Raw genomic sequence first — 17,182 nt, forward strand, 5'->3', positions numbered from 1 at the left:
TTCCGCATATTCAAACGGTTGCGACCAAAGCGGGCCGACCCACCCCCGACCCCTCCCTTTCAGGGAGGGGGGAAGTCAGCAAGGAGGAAGAGGTCAGCGCCCGATGGGTTTGCCGCTGACAGGCACATACGCGTCGATCAGTGCGCCGACATAATCGGGGTTGCGGCTGGTCAGTTCGGGCGCGGCGTGGGCCTTGCCGTAGATGAAGCCGTAGACCGGATAGATCCCGCCGCCGAGACCATCGACATCCTTGTACCAGACCTTCACGTCGCTCCAGTCGTTGTTGCGCGACACGTCGAACAGCGTGACGTCCTGTTCGGCATGCCCGCGCTCGCCATTCTGCCGCGACCAGTTGGCGTGCGTCAGCATCACGACGCGCTTCTCGACCACCCGGCTGACGACCGCGACATGGCCGAACGGCAGGCGTGCGGTCTTCGCGAAGACGATGACGGCGCCTTCCTTCGGGACGTGCGTGCGTTCGTATTTGCCGTCGGCCTGCTCCCACCACGTCCATGCGTTGCCGTAGATCTGGATCCCCGACGCGGCGCGCGCGAAGGGGACGCACTGGCCGACATAGTCGAGCAGCGAACTGGCGTTGGCGCTGGCCGCCACGGTGGCGGCGATGGCAAGGCTGAGGAGCGCTCGGGGGATTCGCTTCATGCCTCGACGCTACCAAGCGGGAGGTGACCGGCTAGTTTCCCGCTATGGTTAACGAAGGCGCTCGCCACGATTTTCGGGCAGGTCGGCGCGTACGTACAGCGCCCAGTCCACCCCGGAGAGGATGGCGCGCCGTCGGACGACCGCCAGGCGGTAGCGTATCCCGCATCGGACCGTCGCTGGAGATGCCGGTGCATCGTCGCCGAAATCGACATGGAGGAACGTCGGGGCAGGGCAATCCTGCGCAATCTTAAGCGGGTAGTCGCGTTCCGCCGCTGCCACGCGTAACGTCGCGATTGGGCGGAGGTGGTCGACGAGCACAGCGGCGCCTGCCGGACTGATCGCTGCCATCGTCGTGATCGCCGCGCCGGTGTCGCCGCGGCGAAGTGCGGCCTGGGAGAGATCGTCGTGGATGCTGGCGACGACGATCGTGCCGAGGAGAATTGCGCAGATGAGGCGGATCCCGCCCCGTTTGCCGAGACCGTCGGCGAGCAGTCCGGCGAGCAACAGGATCAGCGCCAGTGAGGAAAGGAGGAAATAGCGCGGCATGCCGGTATTGCCGACGCGGAGGACGGCGAGGCCGAGCGGCAGACCGACGATCGCGGCGAGGTAGAAGATTGCGGCCGGATCGCGTTTCCGGACGATCGTCACGAGAGCAAATGCGATGGCGATCGTCGCGACGCCCGCGATCCAGGTCGGTGCGGCGAGTCCGCCAATGCTGGCCGCGACCATGACGACGAGCGCTCGGCCCATCGCGGGGAGTGAAAACGCGACGTAATCGCCGACCTGCATTCCGGTCGGGCTCACCGCTGCGGCCCCCAGCACGAATCCGAACACGGCAGCGGTCGCGACGATCACCGGTAGAAGGAGACGGATCGTGCGGGCTGTTGCAAGGTCTGCGCGATGCCGGCTTCGCAACGACACCGCGACCCACAGGACGATAGCGCAGATCCCGAAGACCATCGTCAGTTGCGACAACAGTCCGAGCATGGCGAGCAGGACCAGGCGCCACCGCGGCGGGCGTTGGTCGGCCCCCACGTCCAGCCAGCGCAGGACGAGCCAGATCATCGTCATGAGTGCGAGCAGCATCGGCATGTAGCCGCGCGCTTCCGAGCCGTAATCGACCATGATCGGTGACACCGCGACGAGTGCGGCCGCGACGAGCGCGTGACGGGGACTGCGCTGTGCGCCGATCGCGGCGGCGACCAGGATCGTCGCGGTGCCGGTGGCGATCGACAGTGCGCGCAGCGCGAGCGGTGGGGCGCCGTAGCCGACCAGCCACATCCACAGGCTGTTCAGGTGATGGTTGTTGTCATGATTGATCGCCGTGAAGATGCCGAGCGGGGTCCGCGCGCGCTCGACCATGACCGCCGACCAGGCCTCGTCGACCCACAGGCCGCCGCGGGCACTCCACAGGCGAAGGCCGAGGCCGAGGAGGGTAATTGCGGCGAGCGCGAGTGCCCTGTGGAAGGTTCGCGGAGTGCGTACGCCCGAACCTGTCGATCCTCCCCCGCCAGGGGGAGGTGGCAGGCGAAGCCTGACGGAGGGGGCGGCAAGGGGTAACATCGGTTTCGTGTCCTCCCCCTCCGTCGCCTACGGCGCCACCTCCCCCTTGCGGGGGAGGATTGAAACGGTCCGGCAGCTATGGCGCGGTGAGGTTAAGGTCGTCCTTACCCCTGGTTCTTCTGCCGTTTCGCCATGAACGCGAGGCGTTCGAACAGCATGACGTCTTGCTCGTTCTTTAGCAGCGCACCGTGGAGCGGGGGGATCGCCTTGGTCGGGTCGCGGTCCTGGAGGATGTCGAGTGGCATGTCCTCGTGGAGGAGGAGCTTCAGCCAGTCGAGCAACTCGCTGGTGCTCGGCTTCTTCTTGAGGCCGGGCACGTCGCGGACGTCGTAGAACAGGTCCATCGCCTTGCTGACCAGGATCTTCTGGATGCCGGGGAAATGGACGTCGACGATCGCCTGCATCGTCTGGCGATCGGGAAACTTGATATAGTGGAAGAAACACCGACGCAGGAACGCGTCGGGCAGTTCCTTCTCGTTGTTGCTGGTGATGATGACGATCGGGCGCTCGACCGCGCGCACCGTTTCCTTGGTCTCGTAGACGTGGAACTCCATCCGATCGAGTTCCTGCAACAGGTCGTTCGGGAACTCGATATCGGCCTTGTCAATTTCGTCGATCAGCAGGACCGGCGGGGCGGGCTGCGTGAACGCCTCCCACAATTTGCCCTTGCGGATATAGTTGCCGATGTCGTGGACGCGCGCGTCGCCGAGCTGGCCGTCGCGGAGGCGGGCGACCGCGTCATATTCGTACAGGCCCTGCTGCGCCTTGGTGGTCGACTTGATGTTCCACTCGATCAGCGGCGCGCCGAGCGCCTTGGCGATCTCGTAGGCCAGCACGGTCTTGCCGGTGCCGGGTTCGCCCTTGATCAGCAGGGGGCGACGCAGCGTCACGGCGGCGTTGACCGCGACTTTCAAATCGTCGGTCGCGACGTAGCTCTGGGTGCCTTCGAAGCGCTTCATGCGATGTCCCGTCCGGTTCTGAATACCGGGTATGGATAGAGGGTTTCCGCAGCCCCGTGCAAGCCGGTTACAGATCGCCGCGGGCACTCGCACGGGCTTCGAGCAGCGACCACAGGCCGCGGTGCTGCGCGAAAAGCTGTTGCGCCCCGAACAGGATCGCGCGCTGGATACCGGGCGAAGTGCCGAGCGCCGCGATCATCGCTGCGGTGCCGGCGTTCGACGGGAAGGTCGGTGCGGGCGCCGCGAGCCCGAAGCGCTCTGCGGCGATATCGAGCATCCCGCGGATCGAGCCCCAATCCAGCAACAGTGCCGCGACCGCGCCGGTCGCGCAGCCGCGCCGTTCGGACCGGGCGAGCATTTCGAGCGCGTGGCGTTCGCCGACCAGCGCCGATTCGGTCTCCGCCTGACCGGGCGTCGATGGCAGCGGGCCGACCGCGGCGGTCAGCTGCGCGAGATAGGTGCGCTCGTCGACGAATCCAGCGGCGGCGGCGGTCAGCCAGTCCTGCGCCTCGGGCTGGACCGCGTTTGCCAGAACATCGGCGATCATGCCGGGATGGTCGCCGTGCACCGAGCACAGCGCGTGAACCGCGTCGGACAGGTTGCGGGGCGCCTGCCCACCCGAAATTAGGCGGCGATAATGCGGGTGCGCGACGCTGCCGTCGGCCTCGGCCAGCCGGACGAGCGCCTGCCATGCGCTGCGCTCGCCTACGGGCTCGTTGCCCTGCGGTACCGTGGTCGAGACCATCATACTCCGGTCGTGCTGCGCCGTGAACGAACGTCCACGGCAAGGTTCTCGTCGGTCCGTTTAAACGAAGCGCGTAAAGACGCGGTTTACGCAGTGGTAATTATCACATGCTCAGCGGTCCGCGCCCGGCCAGGTTAAGATCGGCGTTGCGACGCGTCCCGCACGTCTCCCCTTTACGTCGCCCCATGCCGTCGCGATAACGCGCCACCGAACATCTTCGGGCCGCCGGGCGGTATCCGGCGGCATGATCCCACGGAGTCTACAGGATGCGAACATGGTTGCTCGGGCTTGCGCTTGCTTCGGTCGGAACCGCCGCGATGGCTGCTGATCAGGTTACGCCCGCCGCCGGTCCTGCGGCAACGACTCCCGCGCCTGAGCCGGCAAGGCCGGTCGAGGCGGCGAATCCCGGCGACCTGACGATGGCGCGCGTGTTCGGCAATCCGGACCTGTCGGGATCGCAACCCCGCGCGGTGCGGCTCTCACCGGACGGCACGTTGCTGACCTCGCTGCGCAATCGCGACGATGAGAAGGAGCGCTTCGATCTCTGGGCCGTCGATACCGCGACCGGGCAGGCCCGCATGTTGGTCGATTCGAAGAAGGTCGGCAGCGGCGCCGAATTGACCGAGGCCGAGAAGATGCAGCGTGAGCGTGCGCGGATCGGCGGACAGAAGGGCATCGTCGCCTACGACTGGGCGCCCGACGGCAAGTCGATTCTCGTGCCGCTCGACGGCGACCTGTATCTCGCAGGGCTCGATGGCAAGGTCACGCGGCTGACCAACACGCCCGGCGGCGAACTGAATCCGGTGGTCAGCCCCAAGGGCGGCTTCGTCTCGTTCGTCCGCGATCAGAACGTGTTCGTCCAGCCGCTGAGCGGTGGCGCCGCGCGCGCCGTCACCACCGGTGGGGGCGGCACGGTGCATTTCGGCGAGGCGGAGTTCGTCGCGCAGGAGGAAATGGATCGCCGCACCGGCTATTGGTGGTCGCCCGACGAGCAATATGTCGCGGTCGAGCGGTTCGACGAAGCCCCGGTCCACACCGCCACGCGTGCGTCGATCGGCGCGACCGGGACCAAGGTCTACGAGCAGCGCTATCCCGCCGCTGGCACGCCCAACGTGCTGGTCGACCTGTATATCATGAAGCCCGATGGCTCGGGGCAGGTGAAGGTCGATCTCGGCACCAACCCCGACATCTATCTCGCCCGCGTCGACTGGACGCCGGATGGCCGGATGCTGCTGGTCCAGCGCCAGAGCCGCGACCAGAAGCTGCTCGAGATGCTCCGCGTCGATCCGGCGACGGGCAAGTCCACCGTCCTGTTCACCGAGAAATCGGGCGTGAAGAGCTGGCTCAACCTGTCCGACGCCTATCATGTGCTCGAGGACGGCAGCCTGATCTGGCGGTCCGAGCGCAGCGGCTACGGGCATCTCTACCGGTTCGCGTCGGGCAAGTGGACGCAGATGACCAAGGGCGACTGGGTCGTCACCGATCTGGTCGGCGTCGACGAGACGAAGGGCCGCTTGTTCTTCCTCGGCAACAAGGACGACGTGCTCGAGCAGCAGCTCTATTCGGTCGACGTCGCGAAGCCGAACGCGATCACCAAGCTGACCGAAACGGGCTGGTGGAATAGCGCGACGATGGACGCGGCCGCGAGCCGTTTCATCATCTCGCGCTCGAATCCGAAGCAGCCGACCCAGGTCTATCTGGCGGACGCGACCGGCAAGCGGATCTCGTGGATCAACGAGAATGCGGTGGTCGAGGGGCATCCCTATTACCCGTATCTCGCCAGCCACCAGGAGACCAAGTTCGGGACTCTGAAGGCGAAGAACGGCATGACTCTCTATTACGAGATGATCACGCCGCCGCTGGAGCCGGGCAAGAAATACCCGGTGTTCTTCGAGCATTACGGTGGCCCCGGCACCGGCCAGCAGGTCACGCGCGGCTGGCAGGGCGGCTTGCCGCAGTACCTCGTCGATCGCGGCTGGATCTATTTCAAGATCGACAATCGCGGTTCGTATAATCGCGGCAAGGCGTTCGAGGACCAGATCTATCATGCGATGGGGACGGTCGAGGTCGAGGACCAGCTGTCGGGTGCGAACTACCTGAAGTCGCTGCCGTTCGTCGAGCCGAGCAAGATCGCGACCTATGGCTGGTCCTATGGCGGCTATATGTCGCTGAAGATGCTTGAGAAGACGCCGGGCGTGTATGCGGCCGCTGTTTCCGGCGCGCCGGTCACCGACTGGCAGTTGTACGACACGCATTACACCGAGCGCTACCTCGGCGATCCGGCGAAGGACCCGGCGAGCTACTCGACGTCGGCCGCGGTCGAGGAGGCGAACAAGATCGTCGATCCGTTGCTGCTGATCCACGGCATGGCGGACGACAACGTGTTCCTCGACAATTCGACCAAGGTCGCAGCAAGAATGCAGGCGACCGCGACGCCGTTCGAGATGATGTTCTACCCCGGCTACACGCACCGCGTGTCGGGGCCGGGGATCAGCGAGCATGTCTGGGGGACGATCCTGAACTTCCTCGACCGGACGGTGAAGGACAAGCCGGTGGCAGAGGCGGTTGCGGCGCCGGTGAAGTAAACGCCGATGCGGTTCGTTGAGACGTTCCACCTGTGGCCGTTCCTCGACACGGTGGTGAGCTATATTGCCGCATTCGTATTCGGGACGCTGATCGGGGCGGAGCGGCAATATCGCCAGCGGACCGCGGGGTTGCGGACGAACACGCTGGTCGCGCTCGGATCGGCGGCGTTTGTCGATCTCGGGCAGCGGCTGGGCGGCGACGTCGAGTCGATCCGAATCATCGCCTATGTCGTGTCGGGGATCGGCTTCCTCGGCGCGGGCGTGATCATGAAGGAGGGCATGAACGTCCGCGGGCTCAACACCGCGGCGACGCTCTGGTGTTCGGCGGCGGTGGGGTCGTGCGCAGGCAGCGACATGATCGCGGAGGCGGGGTTGCTGACGTTCGTGGTGCTGCTGGCGAACACCGCGCTGCGGCCGCTGGTCGACGGGATCAACCGGATCCCGACCGAGGGGCGGACGATCGAGGCCACCTATAGCGTGATGGTGACGGCGGCCGCGGGGGATGCCGGGCCGATCGGCGATTTGGTGGTCGAGCATCTGGAGGCTGCGCAGTTGCAGGTGGCGGAGCTGGACGTCACCGAGCGGGGGGAGGACCGGGTGGAGATTGCTGCGACGTTGGTGGCGACGAACGTGCCGGCGGAGGAGCTGGATGCGATTACCGATCACCTGGCTAAGGTGCACGGGATCGAGCATGCGACTTGGCAGGCGCGTACGCACGATTGAGGGCGTGAGCGGGACCGCCATCCATTCTCCAGCACCACCCCGGCGAAGGCCGGGGCCCAATTGGGGAACATCGCTAACGGAGTGCGGTCCCCTGTTACTGCGACCTTTCCAATTGGGCCCCGGCCTCCGCCGGGGTGGTGCTACTCCTGGGGCAGGTGCTGATCCACATCGCTGAGCACTCGCTTGTTCCCCCGCCTTCGCGGGGGAACAAGGAAGCAGGTGCAACCGTCGCTACGATCCACCCCTCAAACCCCCTCTATCCGCGCAACAAGTCGAAAGCCGTTGGACCTCGCTACGCAACGTCGGTACTGCCCGCCCAAGTCCAATCGGAGTTAAGACATGGGTTATCGGGTGGTGGTCGCAGGGGCGACCGGCAATGTCGGGCGCGAGATGCTCAATATCCTGGCGGAGCGCGAGTTTCCGGCGGACGAGATCGCCTGCGTCGCGTCGTCGCGCAGCCAGGGGTTGATGGTCGATTACGGCGACACCGGCAAGCAGATCAAATGCCAGAACATCGAGCATTTCGACTGGAACGGCTGGGACATGGCGCTGTTCGCGATCGGCTCGGAGGGCACTGCGGTCTATGCACCGATCGCCGCCGCCGCCGGCTGCGTCGTGATCGACAATTCGTCGCTCTACCGCATGGACCCCGACGTGCCGCTGATCGTGCCTGAGGTGAACCCCGAGGCGATCGACGGCTACAAGGTCCGCAACATCATCGCCAACCCGAACTGCTCGACCGCGCAGATGGTCGTCGCGCTGAAGCCGCTGCACGACGCGGCGGTGATCAAGCGCGTCGTCGTCTCGACCTATCAGTCGGTGTCGGGCGCGGGCAAGGCAGGCATGGACGAGCTGTTCGAGCAGAGCCGCAACATCTTCGTCGGCGATCCGGCCGAGCCGAAGAAGTTCACCAAGCAGATCGCGTTCAACGTCATTCCGCACATCGACAGCTTCCTCGACGACGGCTCGACCAAGGAAGAGTGGAAGATGGTCGTCGAGACCAAGAAGATCCTCGACAAGAAGATCAAGGTCACCGCGACCTGCGTCCGCGTGCCGGTGTTCGTCGGCCATTCGGAAGCGATCAACATCGAGTTCGAGAACGAGATCTCGGCGGAGGAGGCGCAGACCATCCTCCGCGAGGCACCCGGCATCATGCTGGTCGATAAGCGCGAGGACGGCGGCTACATCACGCCGATCGAATGCGTCGGCGACTTCGCGACGTATATCAGCCGCGTGCGCGAGGATCCGACCGTCGAGAACGGCCTCAACCTGTGGTGCGTGAGCGACAACCTTCGCAAGGGTGCGGCACTGAACGCGGTCCAGATCGCCGAACTGCTTGGGCGCAGGCATCTGCAAAAGGCGTAAACCGCCCAAGGCGATTCGCCCCGATATCAACCGCTTCGATCCGCCTGACCGCGTCGCCATCCAGAATGGCGGCGCGGTTTTTGCGTATCCGGCGGGTGCGCAAAATTATTTCGCGCCCGTCTCGCGGCAGTTAGACCCATTTCGACGATTGATCTCCCCGTGAGACTTGTTGCGTTCTGGGTGGAATGTCGATCTCCGTTCAGAAGTGCATCTATTAAGATACGTAGTAAAGTTCAATATTGATAAACCGTAATGCTATTCACTGTAACCGATATAAGTATAAAAATTGAATACACTTGATATTGGCTAGATATCAAAGCCGTTTTAATAGGTAACTTGCTGTTAGTAATCACGGGCCGAGGTTTCCCACGTTCCGGTCACTAGGTTGGCAGACAACCAGTGTCCGGTGACGGTTGGGCTGCATTTGCAGTCGCTTGAGGAGGTTATCGGCATGTCTATCGCGTCGGCTTATGGGAATGCATCGGAAGCTCGGAATTCGGGTGTAACCCCATCCGGGATGCACCAAACCGCCCGGCCGCGGCGCGACACTCGGCTCCTACGGCAGATGCGCGGCGGCGTGTCGCTGCTCGGGCTGGCTGCCACCACGCTGTTCGCGGCGCAGTCCGCTACGGCGCAGACGACGCCCGCCCCCAACATTGTTGGCGCGTGTTCGGGGGTCAGCCTGCCGCGATCGGTGGTCACTGACATCCTGCGTCCGGTGATCACTGGCATTGCGACGCCAACCGAAACCACGATCAACGGCCTACTCGGAAGCGTAAGGCTCGTCGCCGCGCTTCCATTGGTGAACATCGGGATCACCACACCGGACCTGAGCCTCAATGCCACTGGGTTGCTGGACAACGCGGCGGCAGGCAACAACATCACGTTGCAGGTCTTGAATTCGAACGGGCAGGTCGTCGGGCCGAACGACCGGTGCGATACGCAGGCGGACAGCTTCTCGTTGCGCGACCCGGCCGGCATCTCGATCGGTGGCAACCGCATTACCGGACTCGGCGCTACCGGGCTGGACGCGTCGGCGGGCGAACTGAGTTCGGTCGCGTTTGGCAATTCGGCAACCACGGCCGCGACGGCGGTCGGTTCGGTCGCGTTCGGCACGCGCGCGAACGTCGGTGCCGGCGCAACTGGGGCGATGGCGTTGGGCACGGATGCGAGCGCCACTGGCGTGAACGGCGTCGCACTGGGTGCAGGCAGCCAGGCCGCACGCGGACCGTTGGCGAACTATGCCGCCATCGGCCTGGCCGCCGCACAGACCTCGGCGGGCGAAGTCTCGGTAGGCACCGCAACCGCCCAGCGACAGATCACTAACGTCGCGGCAGGTTCGGCGGATACCGATGCGGTCAACGTCAGCCAACTCGCAGGCGTCCAGGCGCAGATCGGTACGGTCGCAAGCGGCGGGGTGCAGTATGACGATCCAAGCCGGACCAGCGTGACGCTTGGCGGGGTCGGCGCGGGCTTGCCCCCCGTCGCGCTGACCAACGTCGCGGCGGGGACGCTCGGCGCGGGCAGCACCGATGCGGTAAACGGCGCGCAGCTCGGCGCGACCAACGATGCGGTGGCGATCAACACCACCAATATCGCGAACGTCTCGACAAGCGTCACCGCGCTCCAGACCGATGCCTTGCTCTATGACGGCACGTTGCAGGCCTACAATGCCGGGCGCGGCGGGGTGGCGCAGCAGATCACCAACGTCGCGGCGGGGACGCTCGGCGCGGGCTCAACCGATGCGGTGAACGGCGCGCAGCTCGGCGCGACCAACGATGCGGTGGCGATCAACACGACCAACATCGCCAACGTCTCGACCAGCGTCACCGCGCTCCAGACCGACGCCCTGCTCTATGACGGTACGCTACAGGCCTACAATGCCGGGCGCGGCGGGGTGGCGCAGCAGATCACCAACGTTGCGGCCGGGACGCTCGGTGCGGGCTCGACCGACGCGGTGAACGGCGCGCAGCTCGGCGCCACCAACGATGCGGTGGCGACCAACACCACCAACATCGCCAACGTCTCGACGAACGTCACCGCGCTCCAGACCGACGCCCTGCTCTATGACGGCACGCTGCAGGCTTACAATGCCGGGCGCGGCGGGGTGGCGCAGCAGATCACTAATGTCGCGGCGGGGACGCTCGGCGCGGGCTCGACCGACGCGGTGAACGGGGCACAGCTCGGCGCCACCAACGATGCGGTGGCGGTCAACACCACCAACATCGCCAACGTCTCGACGAGCGTCACCGCGCTTCAGACCGATGCCTTGCTCTATGACGGCACGCTGCAGGCCTACAATGCCGGGCGCGGCGGGGTGGCGCAGCAGATCACCAATGTCGCGGCGGGGACGCTCGGTGCGGGCTCGACCGACGCGGTGAACGGGGCACAGCTCGGCGCCACCAACGATGCAGTGGCGATCAACACCACCAATATCGCCAACGTCTCGACCAGCGTCACCGCGCTCCAGACCGACGCCCTGCTCTATGACGGCACGCTGCAGGCTTACAATGCCGGGCGCGGCGGGGTGGCGCAGCAGATCACCAATGTCGCGGCGGGGACGCTCGGCGCGGGCTCGACCGACGCGGTGAACGGGGCACAGCTCGGCGCCACCAACGATGCGGTGGCGATCAACACGACCAACATCGCCAACATTAACACCAGCGTTACGGGCCTTCAAACCGACGCCTTGCTGTACGACAGCACGCTGCAAGCGTTCAATGCGAACCGCGGTGGGGCGGCGCAGCGCATCACCAACGTCGGTGCCGGTGTGCTTGGCGCCGGCAGCCTGGATGCGGTCAATGGCGGGCAGCTGTTCGGCCTGGGCAGCAGCTTTGCCTCCGCCCTCGGCGGGAACTCGACCTACGATCCGGTCACGGGCACGGTGGCTGCGGGCATCCTCTATGGCGGCACCACCTATGGCAGCGTGCAGGGTGCCGTGTCCGCGATCCAAACATCGATCGGCGGCATGCCGACGGCATCCGATCTGCGCTATTTCAAGGCGACCTCGGTCATGGCGGATGCGCGGGCGCTCGGCACCGATTCCACGGCGATCGGCCCGAACGCCTTCGCCAGTGCCGATGGTTCCATCGCCGCCGGGCGCAACACGGTCGCCTCCAGTGCGGGATCGGTGGCGATCGGCGACGGGTCCAGCGCGATCGCCGGCCGGGCGGTGTCGATCGGTTTCGCCAATATCGCGTCCGGTAACGGCGCGGTGGCGATCGGCGATCCCAATATCGCGACCGGCGACGGTGCGGTCGCGCTCGGCCGCGACAACCAGGCAACGGGGATCGGCGCGGTAGCGCTGGGCGACACCAACTTCGCCACGGGCAACGGATCGGTATCGATCGGCCAGACCAACCAGGTGACCGGCAACGGGACGATCGCGATCGGCACGAGCAATGTCGTCAACGGTCTTGGCGCGCTGGCCCTCGGCAACCGCAACCAGGTGACCGGCGACGGCTCGCTCGCCTTCGGCTCGGACATCGTGACCGGCGGTGTCAACACGCTGGTGGTCGGCAACGCCAGCACCGCCACGGGGGACTTCGCCGCTGCTTTCGGTAACAACTCGGCCGCGAGCGGTCTGAACGCGACGGCGCTCGGCACCGCCGCATCGGCGTCGGCGGACTATACGCTTGCCGTCGGCGAACGCTCGATTGCTTCCGGCTTCGGTTCGTCCGCGCTCGGTACGCTCTCGTCGGCCACCGCGTTCGCCTCGACCGCGCTCGGCGCAGGGGCGATCGCCAATCTCGAAAACAGCGTCGCGCTGGGCAGCGCCTCCTCGACGTTGCGCGGTGGGGTCGCGAGCTACACCGCGTTCGGCGTCACCGGCGCGCAATCCTCGATCGGCGAGATCGCGGTTGCCCGCACCGCCGACTATATCGATCCTGCCACCGGGGCGTTCGCGCCGCTTGGCACGCGCCAGATCACCGGCGTCGGCGCCGGCAGCGAGGATACCGACGCGGTCAACGTCGCGCAGTTGCGCGGTGTGTCGAACACGCTGGGCAATGCGTTCGTCGCAAGCCTGGGCGGCGGCGCGGCGTACAACGTCACGACCGGCGCGATCACCGGTCCGAGCTATGTCGTAAACGGCACGACCTATACCAATGTCGGCGATGCGCTTGCCGGCGTGGGCGGGCAGATCGGCCAGGTGGCGACGAACAGCGTGAGCTACGACAATGCCGCACAGACCTCGGTGACGCTCGGCGGAGCAGGCGGCACGACGATCAGCAATGTCGCGGCGGGCGCGATCAACGCCACGTCGACCGATGCGGTGAACGGCGCGCAACTCGCCGCCACCAATCAGGCGGTCGCCTCGAACACCACGGCTATCACCAATCTCGGCAATACGGTGACCGACCTGTCGACCACGGTCACCAATCTCGGGGGTAGCGTCGCCAATCTCGGCGCTTCGGTGACCAATGTCAGCACCGCGGTCACCAACCTCGGCAACGATATCAACAACGGCGCGATCGGGACGGTGCAATATTCCAACCCCGGCAGCCCCACGACGCCCAATGGCGGCACGCCCACCAACGACCTGACTTTGGTCGGTGCGGCGGCCGGGCCGGTCGGGCTGCACAACGTCGCGAGCGGTTCGATCGCGGCGGGCTCGACCGACGCGGTCAATGGCGGGCAGGTGTACGCACTGGCGCTGACCTCCGTGAACGCGGTGTCGTACAACACCGATGCGAGCGGCGCGCGGACCAATACCGTGACGCTGGCCGGTGGCAATGCGGCGGCCCCGGTGACCGTGACCAACGTGGCTGCGGCGGCGCTTGCGGCGGGCTCGACCGATGCGGTGAATGGCGGTCAGCTTTACACCACCAACCAGGCGGTCGCGACGGCGCAGGGTACCGCGGACAGCGCCTTGGCGCTCGGCGGCAACTCGGTCCAATACGGTCCCGGGCGGACCAACGTGACGTTCAACGCAGGTGGCGCGGCAACCGTGCTCAGCAACGTCGCGGCGGGCGTATCGACCACCGACGCGGTCAATGTCGGACAGCTCAACTCCGGCATCAACTCGGCGGTGACGCAGGCGAACAGCTACACCGACGGACGGATCGCGGCGCTCGACTTCGACCTCCGTGCGGTCCGTCGCGACAGCTATGCCGGCACGTCTAGCGCACTCGCCGCCGCCGGGCTGCCGCAGGCCTATGAAGCCGGCAAGGGAATGGTCGCGATCGGCGGCGGCACCTATGCCGGACAGTCGGCAGTCGCGGTCGGCATGTCGAAGGCGTTCAACGACGGGCACACCGTGGTGAAGCTCAGCGGCACCTACGATTCGCAGGGCCGTGCCGGCGGAGCGGGCGGGATCGGATACCAGTTCTGACGGCCACATTTGGCGGCAGTTCTGTTCCGTTACCGGGATGCGAGACGGGCGGCCTTCAGGTCGCCCGTTTTCGTTGGCGGGCGTTGACAGACCGCACGCGCGCTCCGAACTGGCCGCGACACCATTGCAGGATGAGACCGTGGCCATCACCCCGAGCGAGACCCAAACTTCCGAAGTCCGGTATTTCGAGAGCTTCGACGGCACGCGGATCGCGTGGCGGGAGGTTGGCCCCGACACGAAAGATGCGAGGCCGGTGGTGCTGATCCATGGCTATTTCTCCGACGCGAAGACCAACTGGATCCGTTACGGCCATGCCGCGAAGATCGCCGCAAAAGGGTTCCGCGTGATCATGCCGGATCTGCGCGCGCACGGCGACAGCGACAAGCCGCATGGGCTCGAAGCCTATCCGGCGGATGCGTTGACGCAGGACGGGCATGCCCTGGTCGCGCACCTCGGGCTGACCGATTACGACCTTGGCGGCTATTCGCTCGGCGCGCGAACGACGTCGCGGATGCTCGCGACCGGCGCGACGCCGCGCCGCGTGATCTTCTCCGGCATGGGCCTCGAAGGGCTGACCCAGACATCGCGCCGTGCCGGGCATTTCCGCAACATCCTCACCCGGCTTGGGCAGCATGTTCAGGGCACGCCGGAATGGCTGGCCGAGGCATTCCTGAAGACCACCGGCGGCGATCCGGTCGCACTGCTCGGCATCCTCGAGACGTTCGCCGACACGCCGCTGGAGTCGGTGAAGGCGATCCAGCAGCCGACTTTGGTCGTGTGCGGCAGCGAGGACCAGGACAATGGCTCGGCCCCCGACCTCGCGGCGATCCTGCCGCACGGGACCTATGTGGAGACCCCCGGCGGCCACATGAGCGCGGTGGTAAAGCCCGAACTCGGCCAGGCGATCGCTGACTTCCTCGCCGCCTGACTCGACCCGCTCTTCAATCCTCCCCCGCCAGGGGGAGGTGGCTGGCGCTTGCCAGACGGAGGGGGAGGACACGCAACGGATGTGATCGCTTTCCTCCTCCTCCATCACCTTCGGCGCCACCTCCCCCTGGCGTGGGAGGATCGCAAGGATCAGGTGATAGGCGGGTTGACCGGGCGGCGGCGGGCCATCACTCTGGCCGCATAATCCAGGGGAAATCCATGATCCGTACCGTTTCTCTGATCGCGCTGGCGTGCGCGATCGCCGTACCCGTCGCCGCGCAGACCCAGACCGCACAACCCGCCGCTGCCGGCAAGCCGACCGTCGCGCAGGCGGATGCCTTCGTCGCCGAGGCGGAGCGGGTGTTCGCCGCGAAGTCGGTCGATGCGTCGCGCGTCGCGTGGGTCAACGCGACCTACATCACCGACGATACCGATGCGCTGGCCGCGAAGTCGGGCGCGGAGATGACCGATCTCGGCGTGAAGTACGCGCTCGGCGCTGCCCGCTATGCGTCCCTCCCGGGGCTTTCGTTCGACACCAAGCGCAAGCTCGACCTGTTGCGCGGCGGCCTGACGCTGCCCGCCCCGACGCGCGCGGGCGCGTCCGAAGAGCTGTCGACGCTGACGACCAAGATGTCGTCCTTCTACGGCAAGGGCATGGGCACGCTCGACGGCAAGCCGATCAACGGCTCGGATATCGAGGCGGCGATGGGTGAGAGCCGCGATCCGGCGAAGCTGCAGGAGATGTGGACGAGCTGGAACGACAAGGTCGGTGCGCCGATGCGCGGCGACTATGCCAAGATGACCGCGATCTCCAACGAAGGCGCGCGCGAGCTGGGCTACAAGGACGTCGGCGCGCTGTGGCGCTCGGGCTACGACATGACGCCGGAGCAGTTCGCGGCGCTCACCGACAAGATCTGGAAAGAGGTCGAGCCGCTCTACATGGCGCTCCACACCTACACGCGGTGGAAGCTCAACGAGAAATACGGCGACGCGGTGCAGGCCAAGACCGGGCCGATCCGCAGCGACCTGCTCGGCAACATGTGGGCGCAGGAGTGGGGCAATATCTACGATATCGTCGCGCCGAAGGGGGCAGGCGACGTCGGTTACGACACCGGCGATTTGCTGAAGGCCAAGGGCTATGACCCGCTGAAAATGGTGAAGCAGGGCGAGGGGTTCTACTCGTCGCTCGGCTTCGCACCGCTGCCGGAGACGTTCTGGAAGCGGTCGCAGATCACCAAGCCCGCCGACCGCGACGTGATCTGTCACGCATCGGCTTGGGATCTCGACAACCAGGATGATATCCGGATCAAGATGTGCACGAAGGTGAACGCGGACGACTTCGTCACGATCCACCATGAGCTCGGCCACAATTACTATCAGCGCGCGTACAAGGCGCAGCCGATGCTCTACAAGAACGGTGCGAACGACGGCTTCCACGAGGCGATCGGCGATACCGTCGCGCTGTCGATCACGCCGGATTACCTGGTGAAGATCGGCCTGCTCGATCAGGCGAAGGTGCCGAGCGCGGACAAGGACATCGGGCTGCTGCTGCGTCAGGCGATGGACAAGGTCGCGTTCCTGCCGTTCGGGCTGCTGATCGACAAATGGCGCTGGGGCGTGTTCTCGGGCGAGATCCCGGCGACCGGCTATCAAGCGGCGTGGGACAAGCTGCGGCTCCAGTATCAGGGGATCAAACCGCCGGTCTCGCGCGACGAGACCAAGTTCGATGCTGGCGGCAAATACCATATCCCGGCGGCGGTGCCATACACGCGCTACTTCCTGGCGCGGGTGTTGCAGTTCCAGTTCTACAAGGCGGCGTGCGACCAGTCCGGCTGGAAGGGACCGCTGCATCGCTGCTCGTTCTACGGCAACAAGACGGTCGGCACGAAGCTGAACGCGATGCTGAGCATGGGGCAGTCCAAGCCGTGGCCGGATGCGCTGCAGGTATTCACCGGCAGCCGCGAGATGTCGGGCGCGGCACTGGTGGAGTACTTCGCACCGTTGAAGAAATGGCTCGACGTGCAGAACAAGGGGAAGCCGACTGGGTGGTAAGGGGGGAGCGTTGGCTTATCGCCAGCTGACGTTCGCCCGCTAACTCCTAGTTCCCCCGCGGAGGCGGGGGTCCAGGGCCACGAACGCTACTGCGGTTTTAGCTGGGCCCCCGCCCCCGCGGGGGAACGGGGAAAGTGCGGGGCGAGATAATCTGCGTTACTGCCAGACGATATGGACCACCCCGGCGAAGGCCGGGGCCCAGTTGGAACGTCCAGAGTAACTAGACGCATCGCTCGGTTAGCAGCGCCCCCCAACTGGGCCCCGGCCTTCG

At 65.9% G+C, this 17,182-nt stretch carries 10 protein-coding genes; 6 read left to right on the forward strand and 4 right to left on the reverse strand.

Translation table 11 applies throughout. From position 1 onward, the window contains the following. Positions 1-93: 93 nt before the first annotated feature. The 4 genes from H8S47_RS17770 to H8S47_RS17785 all read right to left on the reverse strand — a co-directional run bounded on the left by H8S47_RS17770 (position 94) and on the right by H8S47_RS17785 (position 3,930). Positions 94-660, reverse strand: a complete 567-nt coding sequence (locus H8S47_RS17770; protein WP_187505108.1) for a CHAP domain-containing protein — start codon at positions 658-660, stop codon at positions 94-96. A 48-nt stretch (positions 661-708) separates the two neighbouring features. Further along, positions 709-2,223 (reverse strand): glycosyltransferase family 39 protein, encoded by a 1,515-nt coding sequence (locus H8S47_RS17775; protein ID WP_187505109.1) that lies wholly within the window; start codon positions 2,221-2,223, stop codon positions 709-711. Between the two features lie 104 nt (positions 2,224-2,327). Next, the gene (locus H8S47_RS17780) at positions 2,328-3,182 is read right to left on the reverse strand and encodes an AAA family ATPase (RefSeq protein ID WP_187505110.1); all 855 of its coding nucleotides are present in this window, start codon (positions 3,180-3,182) and stop codon (positions 2,328-2,330) included. 67 nt (positions 3,183-3,249) lie between these two features. Beyond that, the gene (locus H8S47_RS17785; protein WP_235983037.1) at positions 3,250-3,930 is read right to left on the reverse strand and encodes a DUF6975 family protein; all 681 of its coding nucleotides are present in this window, start codon (positions 3,928-3,930) and stop codon (positions 3,250-3,252) included. 263 nt (positions 3,931-4,193) lie between these two features. Between H8S47_RS17785 and H8S47_RS17790 the strand changes: the two genes are divergently transcribed. The 6 genes from H8S47_RS17790 to H8S47_RS17815 all read left to right on the forward strand — a co-directional run bounded on the left by H8S47_RS17790 (position 4,194) and on the right by H8S47_RS17815 (position 16,911). Further along, complete coding sequence (locus tag H8S47_RS17790) at positions 4,194-6,512, forward strand: S9 family peptidase (protein WP_187505111.1); 2,319 nt, start codon at positions 4,194-4,196, stop codon at positions 6,510-6,512. Between the two features lie 6 nt (positions 6,513-6,518). Then, positions 6,519-7,235 (forward strand): MgtC/SapB family protein, encoded by a 717-nt coding sequence (locus H8S47_RS17795; protein WP_107954836.1) that lies wholly within the window; start codon positions 6,519-6,521, stop codon positions 7,233-7,235. A gap of 339 nt (positions 7,236-7,574) precedes the next feature. Beyond that, complete coding sequence (locus H8S47_RS17800; protein ID WP_187505112.1) at positions 7,575-8,600, forward strand: aspartate-semialdehyde dehydrogenase; 1,026 nt, start codon at positions 7,575-7,577, stop codon at positions 8,598-8,600. Positions 8,601-9,117: 517 nt separating this feature from the next. Further along, entirely contained in the window at positions 9,118-13,932 is a 4,815-nt protein-coding gene (locus H8S47_RS17805; RefSeq protein ID WP_187505113.1) for a beta strand repeat-containing protein, read from the forward strand. Positions 13,933-14,071: 139 nt separating this feature from the next. Then, a complete protein-coding gene (locus H8S47_RS17810) occupies positions 14,072-14,860 on the forward strand; it encodes an alpha/beta fold hydrolase (protein WP_398456798.1) in 789 nt (262 codons plus the stop codon). Positions 14,861-15,078: 218 nt separating this feature from the next. Further along, on the forward strand, positions 15,079-16,911 hold the full coding sequence (locus H8S47_RS17815; RefSeq protein ID WP_187505115.1) for a M2 family metallopeptidase: 1,833 nt from the start codon (positions 15,079-15,081) through the stop codon (positions 16,909-16,911). Positions 16,912-17,182: the final 271 nt, after the last annotated feature.

Origin of the sequence: Sphingomonas albertensis (assembly GCF_014358075.1) — a bacterium.
GTDB lineage: Bacteria > Pseudomonadota > Alphaproteobacteria > Sphingomonadales > Sphingomonadaceae > Sphingomonas > Sphingomonas albertensis.

Excerpts from the sequence above, each read along its gene's own strand:
- H8S47_RS17770 (WP_187505108.1), bottom strand. The coding sequence starts at position 660 with ATGAAGCGAATCCCCCGAGCGCTCCTCAGCCTTGCCATCGCCGCCACC.
- H8S47_RS17775 (WP_187505109.1), bottom strand. The coding sequence starts at position 2,223 with ATGTTACCCCTTGCCGCCCCCTCCGTCAGGCTTCGCCTGCCACCTCCC.
- H8S47_RS17780 (WP_187505110.1), bottom strand. The coding sequence starts at position 3,182 with ATGAAGCGCTTCGAAGGCACCCAGAGCTACGTCGCGACCGACGATTTG.
- H8S47_RS17785 (WP_235983037.1), bottom strand. The coding sequence starts at position 3,930 with ATGATGGTCTCGACCACGGTACCGCAGGGCAACGAGCCCGTAGGCGAG.
- H8S47_RS17790 (WP_187505111.1), top strand. The coding sequence starts at position 4,194 with ATGCGAACATGGTTGCTCGGGCTTGCGCTTGCTTCGGTCGGAACCGCC.
- H8S47_RS17795 (WP_107954836.1), top strand. The coding sequence starts at position 6,519 with ATGCGGTTCGTTGAGACGTTCCACCTGTGGCCGTTCCTCGACACGGTG.
- H8S47_RS17800 (WP_187505112.1), top strand. The coding sequence starts at position 7,575 with ATGGGTTATCGGGTGGTGGTCGCAGGGGCGACCGGCAATGTCGGGCGC.
- H8S47_RS17805 (WP_187505113.1), top strand. The coding sequence starts at position 9,118 with ATGCACCAAACCGCCCGGCCGCGGCGCGACACTCGGCTCCTACGGCAG.
- H8S47_RS17815 (WP_187505115.1), top strand. The coding sequence starts at position 15,079 with ATGATCCGTACCGTTTCTCTGATCGCGCTGGCGTGCGCGATCGCCGTA.